Genomic DNA, 17,257 nt, shown 5'->3' with positions numbered 1-17,257 from the left:
CGTCGGGACCGCGACCCCCGGCACCATCGAGCTCAGCACCCCATCCGGGCCGACCTCCAGGAACACTCCGACGCCCGCAGCCGACAACGTCGCAAGGCCGTCGGCGAACCGGACCGTCTCCCGCACGTGCCGCACCCAGTACTCCGCCGTGAACGGCACAGCGAGAGCACCGCTCACATTCGAGAGCACCGGTATCTCCGCCGGGTGATACGTCAACGACTCCGCCACCGCGCGGAACCCGGCCAGCATCGGGTCCATCAAAGACGAATGGAACGCGTGACTCACCGACAGCCGCTTGGTCTTCGGGAACCGAGCCGCGAAAGCCAGCACCGCGGCCTCTTCGCCGGAGACCACCACCGAGTCAGGCGCGTTCACCGCCGCAAGCGAAACACCCTCAGGAAGCTCCAAAGCAGACTCGGGCGCGGCGATCGCCACCATCGCCCCACCGGCCGGCAACGCCTGCATCAGGGACGCCCGCGCCGCCACCAGCCGGCAAGCGTCCACAAGAGACAAAACACCGGCGACATGCGCCGCCGAAATCTCTCCGATCGAATGCCCGGCAACGTAATCCGGGCGCACACCCCACGACGAAACCAGCCGGAACAACGCCACCTCGACCGCGAACAACGCCGGCTGCGCCAGCCCGGTGTCGTCCAAACCGGACACCGCGCCGAACACCGCGTCCCGCACCGGAACCTCGAACTGCGCACACACCTCGTCGAACGCCGACGCATACACCGGGTACCGCTCGTACAACGACCGGCCCATCCCGGCCCGCTGCGCACCCTGGCCGGTGAACAGCACCGCCAGCCCGCCCGGCACCACCCGGCCGCGCACCACGTTCGGCGCACCACTGTCCGCGGCCAACGCCGACAAGCCGGTCCGCAACGACTCGGCGGAAGAGCCGAACACGACCGCCCGGTCCTCGAACGCCGTGCGAGCCGACCGCAGCGTGGCGCCCACGTCCGGGAGGTCGCCACCGGTGAACGGCACGAGAGCCGCGGCCTGCGCACGCAGAGCGTCCGCGCCGCGGGCCGAAAGCAGCCACGGGACCGGCCCGGTCACCTCGTTCGCCGGCGAGGCGGCGGCAGGCGGCACCTCCTCCACGATGACGTGCGCGTTCGTCCCGGAGATGCCGAACGACGACACCCCGGCCCGGCGCGGCCGGTCGCCGGACGGCCACTCGCGGGCCGAGGTCAGCAGCTCCACCGCACCCGATGACCAGTCCACCTGGGACGAGGGGGTGTCCACGTGCAACGTCTGCGGCATCAGGCCGTGCCGCATGGCCATCACCATCTTGATCACGCCCGCGACGCCGGACGCCGACTGCGTGTGCCCGATGTTCGACTTCAGCGACCCCAGCCACAGCGGTGCCGCGCGATCCTGGCCGTAGGTGGCCAGCAACGCCTGCGCCTCGATCGGATCGCCCAGTGAAGTACCCGTGCCGTGCGCTTCGACGACGTCGACGTCCGAAGTGGACAATCCGGCCGCCGCCAGCGCGGCCGTGATCACCCGGCGCTGGGACGGGCCGTTGGGCGCGGTGAGGCCGTTCGACGCGCCGTCGGAGTTCACCGCCGAGCCGCGCACCACCGCCAGCACCGGGTGCCCGTTCCGCCGCGCGTCCGACAGCCGCTCCACCAGCAGGAGGCCGACGCCTTCGGCCCAGCCGGTGCCGTCGGCCGCGTCCGCGAACGCCTTGCAGCGGCCGTCCGCCGCCAGGCCGCCCTGGCGGTCGAACTCCGCGAACGTGCCCGGCGTGGCCATCACGGTGACGCCGCCGGCGATCGCGAGGGTGCACTCGCCGCGCCGCAGGGCCTGGGCGGCGAGGTGCAGGGCGACCAGCGACGACGAACACGCGGAGTCGATCGTGACCGACGGGCCCTCCAGCCCGAGGTGGTAGGACAGCCGCCCGGACAGCACGCTGCCGGCCGTCCCGGTGAGCAGGTAGCCGGCCACCTCGTCGTCGCGGCCCGCGTCGCCGGTGCCGTAGCCGGACGCCGCGCCGCCGACGAACACGCCGGTGCTGCTGCGCCGCACCGACTTCGGCGCGATTCGGGCGCGTTCCAGGAGTTCCCACGACGTCTCGAGCAGCAGCCGCTGCTGCGGGTCCATCGCGAGCGCCTCGCGCGGGGAAATGCCGAAGAAGGCGGCGTCGAATTCGGCGGCCCCGGGCAGGAAACCGCCCTGAAACCGCCCCACCGGCCAGCCGCGGTCGCCGGGGAACCCGCCGATCGCGTCGGTGCCGCTCTCGACCAGCCGCCACAGGTCCTCGGGCGAGCCGACGCCACCCGGGTAGCGGCAGCTCATGGCCACGATCGCGACGGGCTCCCGGTCCCGGCCCTCGACGTCGGCGAGGCGGTCGCGGGTGTCCTTCAGATCGGCCGTGACGAACTTGAGGTAGTCACGGAGTTTCTGCTCGTTGGCCATGGAAGCCCCACTGTCTGGAATGGACACTGTCTTGAATGGACACTGTCTGGACTGGACACTGCCGGTCACGGAGTCCGGAAGGTGCTGTCGATGAAGTCGAAGAGCTCGTCGTCACTGGCGCCGCCGAGGTCGGTGCCGCCGGCCAGCTCGGTCCAGCGCGCGACGAATCCCCGCAGGCGCGCGGTGACTTCGTCGCTCGCCGGGACCCGCGCCAGGTCCGCCTCGGTGACGGCTTCGAACGCGGCTTCCAGCCGGTCGAGCTCGTCGAGCAGGGCGACGCCGGACGTCTCGCCGCCGAACCGGCGGTCGAGTTCCTCGGCCAGGTCGGCCGCCGTCGGGTGGTCGAAGGCGAGGGACGCGGGCAGGCTGAGCCCGGTTCCGGCGGCGAGCCGGTTGCGCAGCTCGACGGCCATCAGGGAGTCGAACCCGAGCTCCTTGAACGCGCGTTCGGGCCCGACCGTCGTGGCCGAGCCGTGCCCGAGCACGCCCGCGACCTGGGCCAGGACCAGCGCGAGCAGCGCCTTGGGCCGTTCCCCGGCGGGCATCGACGCGAACCCGGTCGACGCCGGCTCCGGTTCGGCCAGCGCGGCCCGCACCGCCGGGAGCTCGGCCAGCAGCGGCCGCGGCCGGGCCGCGGTGAAGACCGGCGCGAACCGCGCCCAGTCGACGTCGGCGACCACGACGGCCGTGTCGTCGGCGGCCAGCGCCCGCCGGAAGGCCGCGATCCCCCGGGCGGGGTCGAGCGGCGGAAGCCCGCGGTCACGCAGCAGGCGCACGGCCTCGGCGCCGGCCGCCATCCCGGAGTCCGCCCACGGGCCCCAGGCGATGGCCGTCGCGGGCAGCCCGCGGCCGCGGCGGTCTTCGGCGAGCGCGTCGAGGAACGCGTTCGCCGCACCGTAAACCGCCTGCTCGCCGCTGCCCCAGACGCCGGAGATCGAGGAGAACAGCACGAACGCGTCCAGGTCGTGCTCGCGGGTCAGCTCGTCGAGGTGCCGGGCGCCGGCCACCTTGCCGGCCAGGACCGCGGTCACCTCCGCCGGCGTGATCGCGGTGAGCGGGCCGTGCTGGCCGGTGCCGGCCGCGTGCACGACGGCGGTCAGCGGCAGGTCCGCCGGGATCGCCGCGAGGACGCCGGCCAGCGCGTCCCGGTCCGCCGCGTCGCAGGCGGCGAGGGTGACGCGGACGCCGAGGGCGGACAGCTCCGCGGCCAGCTCGGCCGCGCCGGGGGCCCGGTCGCCGCGACGGCCGGTGAGCACGAGGTGCTCGGCGCCCGCCGTGGCGAGCTCCCGGGCGACGGCCGCGCCGAGCGCGCCGGTGCCGCCGGTGACGAGGACCGTGCCGCGGGGCCGCCAGTCCCGGGTCGCGCCGGCCGGGGCGGGCGCGAGGCGGCGGGCGAAGACGCCGTCCGGGCGGATGGCGACCTCGTCTTCGGTGCCGTCGGCGAGGACCGCGGCGAGCCGGGCGGCGGCCGCCGCGTCGAGGGTCTCGGGCAGGTCGGCGAGGCCGCCCCAGGCGGACGGCAGTTCCAGGGCGGCGATCCGGCCGAAGCCCCAGGTGGTCGCCTGGCCGGGGTGGGAGACGCCGTGGACCGCGCCTCGGGTGAGGCACCACAGCCGGGCGGGGACGCCCGAGTCGGCGAACGCCTGGGTGAGCGTGAGGTTGGCGGCGAGTCCGGTTTCGGCGTCGGCGTCGCAGGCCAGCAGGGAAATGACGCCTTCGACGTCGGCGTGGTCGCGCAGGAGTGCGGTCAGGGAGGCGCGGTCGCGGTGGCCGGAGACGAGCACCGGCTCGGCGCCGTGAGCAGCCAACGCCTGAGCCACTTCGCCGGCCAGCCCTTCCGCGCCGAGGACCAGCCAACGCCCGCTGAGCCGGCCCGCCGGCTCGGCCACGGGCCGCCAGGTGACCCGGTACCGCCAGGTGTCCACAGCGGACATCGCGCGCCAGCGGTCCAAGGCCGCCAACGCGGATGCGTCCAAACCGAGGTCGCCCGCGTCCACCGCGGCCCAGAACCCGCGGTCGGCGGCCGGGGGCGCCGGTTCGAGCCAGAAGTGTGACCGCTGGAACGCGTACGTCGGCAGCTCGGTCCGCCGGGCGCCCTCGAGCAGAACCGAGGCGTCGAGCGGGAACCCGGCCGTCCGCAGCCGGGCGAACGCCGTGACCAGGGTCCGCGGCTCGTCCTCGCCCGCGCGCAGCGCCGGGATCGCCGGGATCTCGGCGCTGTCGGCCGCCATCGCCGACAGGACGCCGTCGGGGCCCAGCTCCAGGAACGTGCCCGCGCCGCGGCCGGCGAGGGTGCGCACCGCGTCGGCGAACCGGACCGGTTCGCGCACGTGCCGCACCCAGTAGTCCGGGGTGAACGGCTCGGCGAGCGCGCCCGTCAGGGTCGACACGACCGGGATCACCGGCTCGCGGTACGTCAGTTCCGCCGCTACCGCCCCGAATTCCGCCAGCATCGGGTCCATCAGCGGCGAGTGGAAAGCGTGACTCACGCGCAGCCGCTTGGTCTTGACACCACGGGCCGCGAACTCCCCGGCCACCGCCAAAACCGCGGTTTCCTCGCCGGAGATCACCGTACTGGCCGGCCCGTTGACGGCGGCGATCCCGGCGCGGTCGCCGGTCAACGCGGCCCGGACGTCGGCCTCGGAGGCGCCGACCGCGACCATCGCGCCGCCCTCGGGCAGCGCCTGCATCAAGCTCGCCCGCGCGGCGACCAGCGCGCACGCGTCCGGCAGCGACAGCACACCGGCGACGTGCGCGGCCGCCAGCTCGCCGATCGAGTGCCCGGCCACGAAGTCCGGCCGGACGCCCCAGGACTCGACGAGCCGGAACAGCGCGACTTCGAGGGCGAAGATCGCGGGCTGCGCGTGCCCGGTCCGGTCGAGCTGCTCCGGTTCGATGTTCCCGAGCAGTGCGCTGACGTCGTCGAAAGCCCGGGCGAACACCGGGAAGCGCGCGTACAGTTCGCGGCCCATCCCGGCCCGTTGGGCGCCTTGCCCGGTGAACAGCACGGCGAGCCGGCCGGGGTGTCCGCTGCCGGCCGCCGCGCCGAGGTCGCCGCCGGCGATCGCGGCCAGCCCGGCCAGCAGCTCGGGGCCGGTCTCGCCGACGACCGCGGCGCGGTGGCCGAGGTCGGCGCGGGTCGTCGCCAAGCTCAGCGCGACGTCCGCGGGAACGACCTCGCGGCCGTCCAGGAACGCGTGCAACCGGGCGGCCTGGGCCCGCAGGGCCGCCGGGCTCTGGCCGGACAGCAGCCACGGCACCGGCCCGGCCACGGGCTCGCGCTCTTCGATCACGGCGTCCGGAGCCTGTTCGAGGATGGTGTGGGCGTTGGTGCCCGAGATCCCGAACGACGAGACGCCCGCCCGCCGAGGCCGGTCCGAAGTCCACTCGCGACGCTCGGTCAGCAGCTCGACCGCACCGGCCGTCCAGTCCACTTGGGACGAAGGCGCGTCGACGTGCAGGGTTCGTGGCAGGACACCGTGCCGCATCGCCAGCACCATCTTGATCACGCCCGCCACGCCCGCTGCGGCTTGCGTGTGCCCGAGATTGGACTTCACCGAGCCGAGCCACAACGGTGTTGCACGATCCTGGCCGTAGGTCGCCAGCAGCGCCTGCGCCTCGATCGGGTCACCCAGCTTCGTCCCGGTGCCGTGGGCCTCCACCGCGTCCACTTCGGACGGAGACAGCCCGGCGTCGGCCAGGGCCGCGCGGATCACGCGTTGCTGCGACGGGCCGTTCGGCGCGGTCAGGCCGTTCGACGCGCCGTCGGAGTTCACCGCCGAACCCCGCACCACGGCCAGCACCTCGTGCCCGTGGCGACGCGCGTCCGACAGCCGCTCGACCAGCAGCAGGCCGACGCCCTCGGCCATGCCGGTTCCGTCGGCGGACTCGGCGAACGCCTTGCACCGGCCGTCTTCGGCCAAGCCGCGCTGCTGGCTGAACGCGAGCAGGACGCCGGGAGTCGGCATGACCGTGACACCGCCCGCGAGCGCGAGATCGCATTCGCCGCGCCGCAGGGCCTGCACCGCCAGGTGCAGCGCCACCAGCGACGACGAACACGCCGTGTCCACCGTCAGCGCCGGGCCCTCCAGGCCGAACACGTACGACAGCCGGCCTGAGGCCACCGACGACGTGCCGCCGGTCATCAGGTGGCCCTCGAGGCCGTCGGTGACCGCGCCGGTGCCGTATCCGCTGGTGGCGGCGCCGACGAACACCCCGGTCCGGCTGCCGCGGACCGACGCCGGGTCGATGCCGGCGCGTTCGAACGCTTCCCACGTCGCTTCCAGCAGCAGCCGTTGCTGGGGGTCCATGGTCAACGCCTCGCGCGGCGAGATGTCGAACAGCTCCGGGTCGAACCGGCCGGCGCCGGCCACGAACCCGCCGCTGCGGGTGGAGATGCGGCCCGGTGTGCCGGGTTCGGGTGCGTACAGGCCGTCGAGGTCCCAGCCGCGGTCGGCGGGGAACGGCGAAATCGCGTCGGCTCCCTCCGCCACCAGGGACCACAGGTCCTCCGGCGACGCGACCGCGCCCGGGTAGCGGCAGCTCATCGCGACGATGACGACCGGGTCGTCGCCGGTCGCCGTGGCCGGGGCGATCTCCGCCGACGGCGTGGCGTCGCCGAGGAGCCCGGTGCGCAGGAAGGTCACCAGGGCCGCCGGGGCCGGGTGGTCGAACACGAGCGTCGCGGGCAGCCGCAGGCCGGTCGCGGCGCCGAGCCGGTTGCGCAGCTCGACGGCGGTCAGGGAGTCGAAGCCGAGTTCGGCGAACGAGCGGTCCGGGGCGATGTCGCCGGCCGTGTCGTGGCCGAGGACCGCGGCGACGTGGTCGCGGACCAGCTCCAGGAGACGGCGGTCCCGCTCGGCCGCGGGCAGGGGGCGCAGCCGCGCGGCCAGGCCGCCGTCCCCCGCGGCGACGGCGGCGGACCGGCGGCCGGCGCGGACGAGCCCGCGCAGCAGCGGCGGTACCGCGCCGGCCGCCGCCGTCAGGTCGAGCCGGGCCGGGATCGCCAGGGTCTCGCCGCGGGCGATGGCCGCGTCGAACAGGGCCAGGCCTTCGGCGTCGGACAGCCCGGTCATCCCGCCGCGCGACATCCGGGCCAGGTCGGCGGCGCCGAGGTGACCGGTCATGCCGCTGGCTTCCGCCCACAGGCCCCAGGCCAGGGAAACGCCGGGGAGGCCGAGGGCGCGGCGGTGCGCGGCCAGTGCGTCGAGAGCGGTGTTCGCGGCCGCGTAGCTGCCCTGCCCGGCCGTGCCGAACACGCCCGCGGCGGCCGAGAACAACACGAACAGCGCGAGGTCGGTGTCCCGGGTCAGTTCGTGCAGGGTGATCGCGGCGGCGACCTTGGGCCGCAGCACGTCCGCGAGTTTCGCCGGGTCGAGGCCGGTGAGCAGGCCGTCGTCGAGCACGCCGGCGGTGTGCACGACCCCGGTCAGGCGGCGGCCGGCCAGCAGCCCGGCCAGTGCGTCGCGGTCGGCGGCGTCGCAGGCGGCGATGGTGACGTCGGCGCCCAGCGCGGTCAGGTCGTCCTCCAGCTCCGCGGCGCCGGGCGCGTCCGGCCCGCGGCGGCTGAGCAGCAGCAGCCGCCGGACGCCGTGCGCGGTCACCAGGTGCCGCGCGATCCGGGCGCCGAGCGTGCCGGTGCCGCCGGTGACGAGGACGGTGCCGTCCGGGTCGAGCTTCCGCGGCAGGGTCACGACGTTCTTGCCGACGTGGCGGGCCTGGCTGATGAACCGGAACGCCTCGGGCACCTGCCGCAGGTCCCAGGTGCGGCGCGGCAGCGGGGTCAGCGCGCCGGCTTCGAAGAGCCCGGCGAGTTCGCGCAGGATTTCCTGCAGGCGCCCGGGTCCGGCCTCGATGAGGTCGAAGGCGCGGTACCGGACGCCTTCGTGCGTGCGTGCGACTTCCCCGGCGTCACGGACGTCGGCCTTCCCCATCTCGACGAACCGGCCGCCGCGCGGGAGCAGCCGCAGGGACGCGTCGACGAACTCGCCCGCGAGGGCGTCGAGCACGACGTCGACCCCGCGGCTGCCGGTCGCCGCCCGGAACTGGTCCTCGAAGGACAGTGTCCGGGAGTCTCCGATGTGGACGGCGTCGAGACCCAGATCGCGGAGCACGTCGTGCTTTCCGGTGCTCGCGGTGGCGAACACCTCGGCCCGCTTCCACCGGGCGAGCTGGACGGCGGCCATGCCGACGCCCCCCGCGGCCGCGTGGACGAGCACGGACTGGCCGGCTTCGAGGCCGCCGAGGTCGAACAGCCCGTAATAGGCGGTGGCGAAGGCGACGGGCACCGACGCGGCCTCGGCGAAGGTCCAGCCCGCGGGCATCGGCGTCACGAGCCGGTGGTCGGTGACCGCGACCGGGCCGAGCGCACCGGTGAACAGGCCGGTGACGCGGTCGCCGGCGGCGAGCCCCCGCACCCGCTCCCCGGCTTCCAGCACGACGCCGGCGGCCTCGCCGCCCATCAGCGCCTGCCCGGGGTACATGCCGAGGGTGATCAGGACGTCGCGGAAGTTCAGCCCGGCCGCGCGGACCTCGACCCGGATGTCGTCGGGGCCGAGATCGGTCGCCGGCACCGGGAAGGTCGCCAGGCCGTCGAGGGTGCCGGTGCCGGTGGTGCCGACGCGCCAGGCGTCGCCCGCGGGCAGGGTCAGCTCGGCCGCCGGGCGGGCGAGGCGCGGGACCAGCAGCGTTCCGGCGCGGGCCGCGACCTGCGGTTCGCCCGAGGCGAGCGCGGTCCCGATCGCGGCCGCGGCGTCGGCCCGCTCGTCGACGTCGAGCAGCACGAACCGGCCCGGGTGCTCGGACTGGGCCGAGCGGATCAGGCCCCACACGGGCGCCTGGGCGAGGCCGGGCACGGGGTCGCCGGGCACCGCGGCGAGCGCGCCGGTGGTGAGCACGACCAGCCGGGACGCGGCGAACCGCTCGCCGGCCACCCATTCCTGCGCGGTCGCGAGGACCTGGTCGAGGCTCGTCACCGGCAGGACGACGGCGGCCGGCACGACGTCGAGCCCGGCCAGGGGGCCGGAGAGCCAGGTGAACTCCGGGGCGTCGCCGGCGGCGGCGAGCGCGGTCCATTCCGTGCGGAACAACGCGTCCGGCACCTCGTCCACTGTGGACGACGTCGTCTGGAACGCGAGGGCGCCGATGCTCGCGACCGGGTTTCCGGCGGGATCGGTGGCCACGACCGACACCGCGTTGGGGCCGGCCGCGGCCAGCCGCACGCGCAGGGCGGTGGCGCCGGTGGCGAACAACGCAACGTCGGTGAAGGCGAACGGGAGCCGGGCGCGGCCGTCGTCGGGGAAGAATCCGCCGAGGCCGAGCGCGTGCAGCGCGGCGTCCAGCAGCGCCGGGTGGACGGCGAACGCGTCGGTGGCGGGCAGCTCGACCTCGGCGAACACCTCGCCGTCGGCGCGCCAGGCCGCGCGCAGGCCGCGGAAGGCGGGCCCGTAGTGGTAGCCGGCCTCGGCGAGGGCGGCGTAGTGGGCGTCGACGTCGAGGGCTTCCGCGCCGGCGGGCGGCCAGACCGCCGGGGGCGCCGCGGGTTCGGGCGTGCCCGGGGCCAGGACGCCCTGGGCGTGCCGGGTCCAGCGGGTGCCGGGCCGGTCGGGGCGGGCGTTGACGGTGATGCCGCGGCGGCCGTCGTCGCCGGGCTCGTCGACGACGACCTGCAGCTGGACCCCGCCGGTCGCGCGCACGGCCAGGGGCGCGCCGAGGGTGAGCTCCTCGACCGTGCCGCACCCGGTGTGGTCGCCGGCGTGGACGGCGAGTTCGGCGAACGCCGTACCGGGCAGCAGGACGGTGCCGAGGATGTCGTGGCCGGCCAGCCACGGGTGGGTCTGCCGGGACAATCGTCCGGTGAGGACGAGCCGGTCGTCGGCGAGGGTGATCGCCGCGCCGAGCAGCGGGTGTTCGACGGCGCCGAGGCCGAGCCCGGCGGCGTCGCCGGTGCGGGTGGCCGGGCGGGGCCAGTACTGCCTGCGCTGGAAGGCGTAGGTGGGGAGGTCGACGACGTGGGCGTCCGGGAAGGCCGGCGTCCAGTCGACCGGGACACCGCGCACGTGCGCCTCGGCGAGCGCGGTGTGGAAGCGGGTCAGGCCGCCGTCGTCACGGCGCAGGCTCCCCAGTGCGACGACGTCGTCGCCGAGCGCCATGGTCAGCACGGGGTGCGGTGAGACCTCGATGAACGTGCCGAAGCCGGCGTTCTTCAGGCGCTCGACCGCGGTGTCGAGGCGAACTGTGCTGCGCAGGTTCGTGTACCAGTACCCGGCGTCCACACTTTCGTGCCACTCACCCGTCACCGTCGAGATGAAGGCGGTCTCGCCCCGGCGGGGCGTGATCGGGGCCAGGACGTCGAGGAGTTCGTCGCGCAGCTGCTCGACCTGGGCCGAGTGCGAGGCGTAGTCCACCGGGACCCGCTTGGCGCGGATGCCGTCGGCTTCGCAGCTCGCGATCAGTTGTTCGAGGGCTTCCGGCGCACCGGAGACCACGATCGCGGACGGGCCGTTCACCGCGGCGATCGACAATCCCTCGGTCAGGCGCGCCTCGACGGTGTCGAGGGGAGCAGCCACCGAAACCATGCCGCCGCGCCCGGCCAGCGCCAGGATCGCCCTGCTGCGCAACGCCACCACGCGGGCACCGTCCTCCAGGGACAGCGCACCCGAGACCACCGCGGCGGCGATCTCCCCCTGGGAGTGGCCGACGACCGCGTCCGGGACCACGCCGAACGAACGCCACAGCTCGGCCAGGGAGACCATGACCGCGAACAGCGCCGGCTGGACCACGTCGACCCGGCTCAGCGCCTCGGCATCGGCCAGGACCTCACGCAGCGGCCAGTCCACGAAGGAGCTCAGAGCCGCCGCGCAGTCGTCGAGACGGGCGGCGAACACCGGCGACGACTCCGCGAGTTCGAGGGCCATCCCGGCCCACTGCGAACCCTGGCCCGGGAACACCAGGGCCACCTTGCCGGGTTCGCCGGCCACGCCGGTGACGACGTTCGCCGCCGGGGTGTCCTCGGCCAAGGCGGTCAGGCCCTCGCCGTGGTCACCGAGCACGACCGCGCGGTGCGGCAACGACGCACGGGTCGTGGCGAGGGAGAAGCCGACGTCCGCCGGGGAGTCGTCCACTTTGGTGCGCAGAGCCTCCGCCTGTCCGCGCAACGCCTCGGCGGACCGTGCCGACAACACCCACGGCACCGGGCCCGGCGCAGCAGTCGGTGCCCGTTCGGGCTGGGGAACGGCTTCCAGGACGGTGTGCGCGTTCGTCCCGCTCATGCCGAACGACGAGACCGCCGCCCGCAGCGGCCGGCCGGCCGTCCACGTGCGAGCCTCCGTGAGCAGCTCGACCACGCCGGACGACCAGTCCACATGGGACGAGGGCGCGTCGACGTGCAACGTCCGCGGCAGCACGCCGTGCCGCATCGCCATCACCATCTTGATCACACCCGCCACTCCGGCTGCCGCCTGGGTGTGCCCGATGTTGGACTTCACCGAACCCAGCCACAGCGGCGTTTCCCGCTCTTGGCCGTAGGTGGCCAGCAGCGCCTGAGCCTCGATCGGGTCACCCAGAGTCGTTCCGGTGCCGTGGGCTTCGACCGCATCGACGTCCGAAGGGGACAGCCCGGCGTCGGCCAGGGCGGCGCGGATGACACGCTGCTGGGCCGGGCCGTTGGGGGCGGTCAGGCCGTTGGAGGCGCCGTCGGAGTTGATCGCCGAGCCGCGGACCACGGCCAGCACGCGGTGACCGTGGCGCTGGGCGTCCGACAGCCGTTCCAGCAGGAGCAGGCCCGCGCCTTCGCCCCAGGCCGTGCCGTCCGCGGCCTCCGCGAACGCCTTGCAGCGGCCGTCGGCGGCGAGGCCGCGCTGGCGGCTGAACTCGACGAACGTCCCCGGCGTGGCCATCACCGTGACCCCGCCGGCCAGCGCCATCGAGCACTCGCCGAGCCGCAGCGAACGGACGGCCAGGTGCAGCGCCACCAGCGACGACGAGCACGCCGTGTCGACGGAAACGGCCGGCCCCTCCAGCCCGAAGGTGTAGGCCAGCCGGCCCGAGGCGACGCTCGCCGCGTTGCCCGTGGCCAGGTGTCCTTCCAGGACGTCGGCCGAGTTCAGCAGCAGGGTCGTGTAGTCGTGGCTGTTGGTGCCGGCGAACACGCCGGTCCGGCTGCCCCGCACGGCCGCCGGGTCGAGGCCGGCGCGTTCGAACGCCTCCCACGCGAGCTCCAGCAGGAGCCGCTGCTGCGGGTCCATCGCGAGGGCCTCGCGCGGTGAGATGCCGAAGAACCCGGCGTCGAACCCGCCCGCCGAACCGAGGAACGCGCCTTCGGTCACGGTCACCGAGCCCAGGCGGGCCGGGTCGGCGTCGTACAGGTTCTCCAGGTCCCAGCCCCGGTCGGCCGGGAAGCCCGACACCGCGTCCGCGCCCTCGGACACCAGGCGCCACAGGTCTTCCGGCGAGGCGATCCCGCCCGCGTACCGGCAGCTCATCGCCACGATGGCGATCGGCTCGTCGGTGGCCGCGGACGTCGTCGCGGGGGTATCGCCGGCCGCGTCGCCCAGCACGCCGGACTGCAGGTGCGCCGCGAGCGCGGCGGGCGTCGGCCAGTCGTAGACGAGGGTCGCGGGCAGCGCGAGCCCGGTTTCCACGCGCAGGGCGTCGCGCAGCTCGATCGCGGTCAGGGAGTCGAAGCCGATCTCCTGGAACGCGCGGTCCGGGGCAACGGCGGCCGCGCCCGGGTGGCCGAGCACCGCGGCGGCCTGGTCGCGGACGAGCTGGAGCAGGACCTCCCCGGCGACGGCCGGGCTCAGCCCGCGCAGCCGGGCGCCGAGCCCGCCGGCCGCGGGGGCGTCCGGTTCGGCGACGGCCTCGGGGATCGTCGTCAGCAGCGGACTCGGCCGCCGGGACGTGAAGGCCGGCGTGAACCGGGCCCAATCGACGTCGGCGACCGTGACGTTCGTGTCACCGCCCGCCGCGTGCAGGAGCGCGGAAACAGCCGGGCCCGGGTCCAGCGCGCGAAGGCCGCGGCGCCGCAGGTAGTCCTCGGCGTCGTTGTCGGCAGCCATCCCGCCCTCGGCCCACGGGCCCCAGGCCACCGCGGTGGCGGCCAGGCCGCGGGCGCGGCGGGCTTCGGCGAGCGCGTCGAGGTAGGCGTTGGCGGCGCCGTAACAGCCCTGCTGCCCGCTGCCCCAGACCCCGGCGATGGAGGCGAAGAGGACGAACGCGTCGAGGTCGGTGTCGGCGAGCAGCTCGTCGAGGTGCCGGGCGCCGGTCGCCTTGGCCGCCCAGTGCGCGGCGAAGTCGTCCACTTCGGACAGTGGACCGGACCGGACGATCCCGGCCGTGTGCACGACGGCGGTGAGGCCGGGGCTGACCCGGCCCAGGAGGTCGGCGACGAAGTCCCGGTCCGCGACGTCGCCGGCGGCGAACGTCACCCGGGCGCCGAGTCCGGCCAGTTCGGCGGACAGTTCGGTGGCGCCGGGTGCGTCGGCTCCTCGCCGGGAGACGAGGACGAGGTGGTCGGCACCTTCGCGGGCGAGGCGGCGGGCGACGTGCGTCCCCAGCGCGCCGGTGCCGCCGGTGATGAGCACGGTGCCGCGCGGGGTCCACGCCGGGCCGGCCGGCGGGGCGTGCTCGAGCCGGCGGCCGAAGGTTCCTTCCGCGCGCAGGGCGACCTGGTCTTCGCCGCCGCCCAGCAGGGCCTGGAACGTCCTGGCTGCTTCGGCGTCCACACTGGACGGGAGGTCGATCAGGCCGCCCCACCGGTGCGGGAGTTCGAGCGCGGCGACGCGGCCGAGGCCCCACACGGCGGCCTGGTCCGGATCCGGCGCGGGGTCGGCGTCGATCGCTCGCACGGCCCCGGAGGTGATGCACCACAGCGGCGCTTCGATTCCGGCCTCACCGAGGGCCTGGACGAGAGCGACGGTCCGTTCCGGACTGGCGGCACTGAGCACGACGGCCGGGTCGGCTCTGCGGAGGTCGTCGGCGGTGACCGGACCCGCGAGCCGCACCACGCGGCCGTTCCACCCGGCCAGGGCGGCGTCGAGCTGCGGGGACGGGTCGACGACGAGGCAGTTCCCGGCCGGTGCCGGACCATCGGCGGGTGCCAGGGGCGTCCAGGTGACCCGGTACCGCCACGGGGCCGAAGCCTCGGCACGACGTTGCCGGACGGCCGTGAGGGCGGGGCGCAGGGTGTCTTCGGGCAGGCCGAGCTCGGTGGCGAGGGCGGCCACGTCGAGCACGCCGTCGTCGCCCGGCGCCGGCCAGAAGCGTTCGCGCTGGAAGGGGTAGGTGGGCAGGTCGGCGCGCGGACCGGCGGGCAGGTACGCGGTCCAGTCGACGGTCCCGCCGCGGGTCCACACCCCGGCGAGCGCGGTCAGCAGGGTCCGCTCCTCCGGCCGGTCGCGCCGCAGCGCGGGGATCGCGGCGCCGCCGACCAGCGCGCTGAGGACGCCGTCGGGGCCGAGCTCCAGGAAGGTGCGGACCCCTTCGGTTTCGAGCGTGGCGATGCCGTCGGCGAACCGGACCGTCTCGCGCACGTGGCGGACCCAGTAACCGGCGGTGAACGGCTCGGCCAGAGCACCGCTCACATTAGAGAGCACGGGAATCTGCGCCGGGTGGTACTCGAGCTGCTCCGCGACCTTGCGGAACTCCTCGAGCATGGGGTCCATCAGCGGCGAGTGGAACGCGTGGCTCACGGCCAGCCGTTTGGTCTTCGGGAACTTCGCCGCGATTTCCAGTACCGCGGCCTCGTCACCGGAAATCACCACCGACTCCGGCCCGTTCACCGCCGCGATCGACACCCGGTCGTGCACGGGAATGTCGGTCTCGGGCGCGGCGATCGAGACCATCGCTCCGCCGAGCGGCAGCGCCTGCATCAACGACGCCCGCGCCGACACCAGCCGGCAAGCGTCCTCAAGGGACAACACCCCGGCCACGTGCGCCGCCGAGATCTCCCCGATCGAATGCCCGGCTACGAAGTCGGGGCGGATGCCGAAGGACTCGGCGAGGCGGAACAGCGCCACCTCGACCGCGAACAACGCGGGCTGGGTCAGGCCGGTCTCGTCCAAACCGGACACTTCGCCGAACACCGCGTCCCGCACCGGAACCGCGAACTGCGCACACACTTCGTCGAACGCCGTGGCGTAGACGGGGAACTGTTCGTACAGTTCACGGCCCATGCCGACGCGCTGAGCGCCCTGCCCGGTGAACAGCACCGCCAGCCGGGCGTCCTCCTGGACCTCGCCCTTGACCACGTTCGCGTCCAGGACGACCGCGCGGTGTTCGAACGCGGTCCGGGTGGTCAGCGTCCGCGCGATGTCCGCGCGATCGGCCGCCACCTCGGCGAGCCGGGAGAGCTGCGCCTGCAACGCTTCCGGCGACTTCGCCGACAGCACCCAAGGCGTCAGCGTGCCCACCGGCGCCTCGGCGGGCACCGGTTCGGCGGGCGGGACGGCTTCGAGGATCGTGTGCGCGTTGGTGCCGCTGACGCCGAACGACGACACCGCGGCCCGCAACGGGCGGTCGGCCGTCCACTCGCGCGACTCGGTCAGCAGCTCGACCGATCCGGCGGACCAGTCCACATGGGACGAAGGCGCGTCGACGTGCAGCGTGCGCGGCAGGACGCCGTGCCGCATCGCCAGCACCATCTTGATCACACCCGCGACCCCGGCTGCCGCCTGGGTGTGCCCGATGTTGGACTTCACCGAACCTAGCCACAGCGGCGTTTCCCGCTCTTGGCCGTAGGTGGCCAGCAGCGCCTGAGCCTCGATCGGGTCGCCCAGAGTCGTGCCGGTCCCGTGGGCTTCGACGACGTCAACGTCCGAAGTGGACAGTCGCGCGTTGTCCAGTGCGGCCCGGATCACCCGCTGCTGGGCCGGGCCGTTGGGTGCGGTCAGGCCGTTGGAGGCGCCATCGGAGTTGACCGCCGAGCCGCGGACCACCGCCAGGACTTCGTGACCGTGGCGCTGCGCGTCCGACAGCCGCTCGACCAGCAGGACGCCGACGCCCTCGCCCCAGCCGGTGCCGTCGGCCGCCTCGGCGAACGCCTTGACCCGGCCGTCCGGGGCGAGCCCGCGCTGGCGGCTGAACTCCACGAACGTCCCCGGCGTGGCCATCACCGTGACCCCGCCGGCCAGCGCGAGGTCGCATTCGCCCTGCCGCAGCGCCTGCGCGGCGAGGTGCAGGGCGACCAGCGACGACGAACACGCCGTGTCGACGGTCAGCGCCGGACCCTCGAACCCGAACAGGTACGCCAGCCGGCCGGCCACGACGCTCGCCGCGTTGCCGGTGCCGAGGTAACCCTCGACGTCTTCGGCCGAGGACCGCAGCAGGGTGGCGTAGTCCTGGCCGTTGGAGCCGGCGAACACGCCGGTCCGGCTGCCACGCAGCGACGCCGGGTCGATGCCGGCGCGCTCGAACGCCTCCCACGACGTCTCCAGCAGCAGCCGCTGCTGGGGGTCCATGGCGAGGGCCTCCCGCGGCGAGATGCCGAAGAACCCCGCGTCGAAGAGGTCCGCGTCGTGGAGGAAAGCGCCTTCCCGCGCGTACGTCGTGCCCGGGCGGCCGTCGCCGCCGAACAGCGACGCCGTGTCCCACCCGCGGTTGGCCGGGAACGCCGAGACGGCGTCCCCGCCGCGGGCCACCAGGTCCCACAGCCCTTCCGGCGAGCGCACGCCGCCGGGGAACCGGCAGGCCATCGCGACGATGGCGATGGGCTCGGTCGCGGCCTCGACGAGCTGCCGGTTCTGCCGCCGCAGCCGCTCGGCCTCCTTGACGGAGGCGCGCAGCGCGTCGAGCACCTTCTCGGGCGTGGCCATGGTTCAGCTCCAGGAGTGGG

The 17,257-nt window shown here is 74.8% G+C and carries 1 protein-coding gene and 1 pseudogene; both read right to left on the bottom strand.

Annotated elements, in window-relative coordinates; translation table 11 throughout:
- Window positions 1-2,427 (bottom strand): annotated as a pseudogene (locus C2L59_RS06940) (type I polyketide synthase); the annotation flags it as partial.
- A 65-nt stretch (window positions 2,428-2,492) separates the two neighbouring features.
- A complete protein-coding gene (locus C2L59_RS48640) occupies window positions 2,493-17,237 on the bottom strand; it encodes a type I polyketide synthase (protein ID WP_158263025.1) in 14,745 nt (4,914 codons plus the stop codon).
- Between the last annotated feature and the right edge of the window lie 20 nt (window positions 17,238-17,257).

The sequence above is a fragment of the Amycolatopsis sp. CA-128772 genome (genome assembly GCF_002904295.1).
Lineage (GTDB): Bacteria > Actinomycetota > Actinomycetes > Mycobacteriales > Pseudonocardiaceae > Amycolatopsis.
This window is presented reverse-complemented; position numbering and strand designations above follow the sequence as displayed.

What these genes read in the sequence shown, in the direction of transcription:
- C2L59_RS48640 (WP_158263025.1), bottom strand. Translation starts at nt 17,237, where the DNA reads ATGGCCACGCCCGAGAAGGTGCTCGACGCGCTGCGCGCCTCCGTCAAG.